This window comes from Streptomyces sp. NPDC102258, assembly GCF_055584685.1.
Window position 1 is genome coordinate 1 of sequence record NZ_JBVJLO010000057.1, and the last position, 4,543, is coordinate 4,543.

Here is a 4,543-nt window from a genome sequence, read left to right on the forward strand (position 1 = left end):
TACCGAAGAACCCCGCGTCGAACTCCCCCGCCCCATGGAGGAACCCACCCTCACGGACGTAGGCGCGCCCCGCCGCGTCCGGATCCGGGTCGTACAGGCCCGCCACGTCCCAGCCCCGGTCCACCGGGAAGGGAGAGACAGCGTCCTCCTCCGACGCCACCAGATCCCACAACTCCTCCGGCGAAGACGCGCCGCCCGGGAACCGGCACCCCATCCCCACGATCGCAATCTGCTCGTGAGCGCGGTGTTCCAGGTCCTTCAGCCGTTCCGTGGCCTTGTGGAGTTCCGTGGTGGCCCGCTTGAGGTAGTCGCGGAGCCTCTGCTCGTGTTCGGTCGCCATCTCTCATCACCAGTCAGCTGAGTCGTGTCCGTGCGGTGGGTGGTGCCTGCGGTCAGGAGTCGCCGAAGCTCTCGTCGAGGAAGGCGAAGATCTCGTCGTCGTCGGCGGAGTCGATGTCTTCGACGATCGAGTGGCCCTGCTTCTGCGCCCTGCCACTGCCGTGGAGTCCGTCCCACAGAGAACCGAGGGCGGCGAGACGTACGGCGATCTCGTCGCGGGCGATGTCGTCGGGGGCGACCGAGCCGAGGTCGGCGGCGGTCAGCTCCTTGAACGCTGCTTCGAGTCGGTCGAGCTCGGCGAGGAGCGGCGGTACGTTCGACTCCTCGGGAACCAGCCGCGAGCGGAGGTGCTCGGCGAGGTCCGCCGGAGCGGGGTGGTCGAAGACCAGCGTCGCGGCGAGGTGCAGCCCCGTGGCGGCGGCGAGCCGGTTGCGCATCTCGACCGCCGTCAGCGAATCGAAGCCCAGGTCCTTGAACGCCCGGTCGGCCTGAATGCCGTCCGCGCCGGTGTGGCCGAGGACGAGGGCCGCGTGCGTGCGTACGGTGTCGAGGAGCAGCGCCCGCTGTTCGTCCTCGGTCAGTCCGGACAGCCGGTCGGCGAGGTTCGCCGGGTCGCCTCCGACGGGAGCACCCGAGGACGACGGCCCGGCGTTCCCGCGGCGGACCGCGGCATTCCCCGCCCCGCCCTGGACCAGCGCGCGGAAGATCGGCGGGACGTTCCCACCGGTGTTCAGAGCGGCGGTGTGGAAGCGCACCGGCACCTGGAGCGCGTCGTCGAAGCCCTGGGCCGCGTCGAACAGTGCCATGCTCTCCGCTGGGGACAGCGGCAGGACACCACCCCTGGCCATGCGCCGGAGCAGGGCTTGAGCGTCCAGGTGGGACGTCATCCGTCCGTTCCCGGCCAGACCCCAGCCGAGCGAGAGCGCGGGCTGTGAGCGGCCACGCCGGTACTGGGCGAGTCCGTCCAGGAAGCCGTTGGCGGCGGCGTAGCTGCCCTGGCCCGCACCGCCGAGCAGGGCCGCGACGGAGGAGAACAGGACGAACACCGACAGGTCGAGGCCGAGCTCGGGATCGAGGGCCGCTTCGTGGAGGTTGAGTGCGGCATCCACCTTGGGTCGCAGGACGCCGTCGATCCTGTCCGGGGTCAATGAGGTGACGACGCCGTCGTCGAGTACGCCCGCCGCGTGGACGACGCCGGTGAGCCGATGTTCCGGCGGTACGCTGCCGAGGAGGTTCCGGAGCGCCGCACGGTCAGCGACATCGCAGGCGGCGACGGTCACGGAGGCGCCCAGGTCGTTCAGTTCCCGCACGAGTTCAGCGGCGCCCTCGGCCTCGGCTCCCCGCCGCCCGGCCAGGAGCAGGTGGCGCACTCCGTGTTCGGTCACGAGGTGCCGGGCGAGCGTTCCGCCCAGGTTTCCGGTGCCGCCGGTGATCAGTACCGTGCCGTGCGGATCGAAGGCCGGCGGCATCGTCAGTACGAGCTTGCCCACGTGTCCGGCCTGGCTGAGCGTACGGAAGGCATCGGGTGCCCGCCGGACGTCGTACGGTGTGACGGGCAACAGGCACAACGCCCCGGACTCGAACAGTTCCAGCAGTTCGGTGAGCATGCGGCCGATCAGCTCCGGTCCGGCCTCCATCAGCTCGAAGGCCTGGTAGCCGGTTCCCGGACGGTCGGCGGCCACCTGCGCGGCATCGCGTACGTCCGCCTTGCCCAGTTCCACGAACTTCCCTCCGCGCGGCAGCAGTCGCAAGGAGGCGTCGACGAAGTCGCCCGCGAGCGAGTTCAGGACGACGTCCACACCGCGCCCGCCGGTCGCGTCGAGGAACCGGGCTGCGAAGTCCAGCGTCCGGGAACTGGCGATGTGCCGGTCGTCCAGGCCCTGCGCCCGCAGTACGTCCCACTTGGCCGGGCTGGCCGTGCCGAAGACCTCGGCCCCGAAATACCGGGCCAGTTGGACGGCAGCCATGCCCACGCCACCCGCGGCCGCGTGCACCAGCACCGACTGGCCGGCACGCAGACCGGCCAGGTGCTTGAGTCCGTAGTAGGCACTGAGGAAGACGGCGGGTACCGAGGCAGCCTCCGTGTAGGACCAGTCGCGCGGCATCGGGGCCACCATGCGGTGGTCGGCCACGGCGTACGGCCCGAACCCGTCGGTCCACATGCCCAGTACCCGGTCCCCGACGGCGAGGCCCGCCACGTCCGGGCCGACCTCGGTGATCACTCCGGCGCCCTCGGCGCCCATCACGCCCTCCCCCGGATACATGTCGAGCGCGATGAGCGTGTCCCGGAAGTTGAGGCCGGCCGCCCGCACCGCGATCCGCACCTGCCCCGGTGCGAGCGGAACGGTGTCGGCCTGCGCCGGCACAAGCGCGAGGTCCGAAAGGGTTCCGGTACTGGCGCCGACCAGATGCCAGGCCCGAGTGCCGGCGGGCGGCAGCAGCATCTGCGAATCCCGCGCGGACAGGGTCGCCAGCCTGGGCACGTGCACGTTCCCGTCGCGCAGCGCGAGTTGCGGTTCGCCGGACGCGATCGCGGCTGACAGGGCCGCCCCGTCCACGGCACCCTCGTCGACGTCCACGAGTACGAAGCGGTCCGGCTGCTCCGACTGCGCAGACCTGAACAGACCCCAGACGGCCGAAGCCACCGGGTCCCGCAACGGGTCCGCGTCGCCCGTGGACACCGCGCCGCTCGTGATCAGCACCAAGCACCCGTCCGCTTCCGCACCCCCGCCCTCTCCTGCCGCTTCGTCGGCGGACAGCCAGCCCTGTACCAGCTCCAGGGCCTGGTGGACGGCGTGACGCACCGCGACGGCATCCATGGTGGGCGACTGCGCGACGGGGACGGCTACGAGGGAGGTCGTGTCGGTGGCAGCAGGGGACCCTGCCGTGTCCGCCGGGGTCCGCATGGCCGTCAGCGCGTCGGCCAGGTTCCGGTGACGCTCGGTCCGCATGCCGGCGCCGGACAGCCCTTCCGCGAGCGCGAGGCCGTCGTCCTCGTCTCCGACCACGATCCAGCGGAAGGTGGTCGTGGCCGTGGTGCTGCCGGCCGGCGAGGGCAGTACGGGCCACTCGAGCCGGTGCAGCATGCCCTGGGTCGCGTCCTGTCCGGCAGGCCGCAACTGGTCCGGGGAGACCGGGCTCACGACGAGGGCGTCGATCTCGCAGACGAGCCGCCCCTGCTCGTCGGCGCACTCCACGCGTACGGCATCGTCCCCGACCGGCGAGACACGGACCCGCAGGCGCTCGGCCCCAGGGGCGTACAGGCGTATCCCACGGAAGGTGTACGGCACGCGCGCCTGTCCGTCGTCGGGGAAGAACGATCCCAGACGCATCGTCTGGAACGCCGCGTCGAGCAGCGCGGGGTGCAGGCCGAATCGCTCGCCGGGCGCCAAGGCACCCTGGTCCAGCGCGACTTCGGCGTAGACGTCGTTCCCGTCCTGGCGGCCTGACCGTACGCCCTGGAACAGCGGGCCGTAGCCGTAACCACGAGCGGCGAAGGACGCGTAGAAGTCCTCGGCCAGGAAGGTGTCCGACTCCGTCGAGGCCATGCTCCATTCCGCCGCGGGGAGACCGAGGTTCCCGTCCGCGCCCACACCGGAAGCCGGGGTGGCAGGGGCGGGGGCGACGGTCGCCTGGGCGTGCTTCGTCCAGTCCACCGCGTCCCTGCGGGGCTCCGCCTCCGAGTCCGTCTCGTGCGATGCCGCAGGTGTGCGCGTGGTGGCCGGGTGCGCGTCCGGGCACGAGTGGATGGTGATCGTACGACGCCCCTCGGCGTCCGCCGCACCCACGACCAGCCGCAGTTGGACGGCAGCGCTGTCGGACAACAGCAGCGGCGAGGTCAGCGTCAGCTCTTCGACCAGCTCACAGCCCAGCTCTCCGCCGGCCCACAGGACGAGGTCGACGAAGGCCGCACCTGGCAGCAACGGCGTACCCAGCAGGGTGTGTTCCAGCAGCCAGGGATGCGAGTCAGCGGTGAGCCGGGCGGTGTAGAGGTGCTCGCCTCCTTCCGGGAGTTCCGTACCGGCGTCGAGCAACGGGTGACCGGCCTCCGCCATGCCGAAGGAGGACACGTCTCCCTTGCGGCGAGCAGGGTCGTTGTACCAGTAGTGCTGGCGTTGGAAGGGGTAGGTGGGCAGGTCGACGAGACGCGCGCCGGTGCCGTCGAAGAGTGCCGGCCAGGTGACACCGACACCCTGGACGAACG

Annotated in this window: 2 protein-coding genes; both read right to left on the reverse strand. The window is 71.3% G+C overall.

The genetic code is table 11. The features are described 5' to 3' along the window. Positions 1 to 340, reverse strand: a 340-nt coding sequence (locus tag ACZ6ZT_RS34975; RefSeq protein WP_469724479.1) for a beta-ketoacyl synthase N-terminal-like domain-containing protein, incomplete at its 3' end; no start/stop codon positions are given. 52 nt (positions 341 to 392) lie between these two features. After that, positions 393 to 4,543: SDR family NAD(P)-dependent oxidoreductase (locus tag ACZ6ZT_RS34980; RefSeq protein ID WP_469724480.1), on the reverse strand; the 4,151-nt coding region annotated here is incomplete at its 5' end.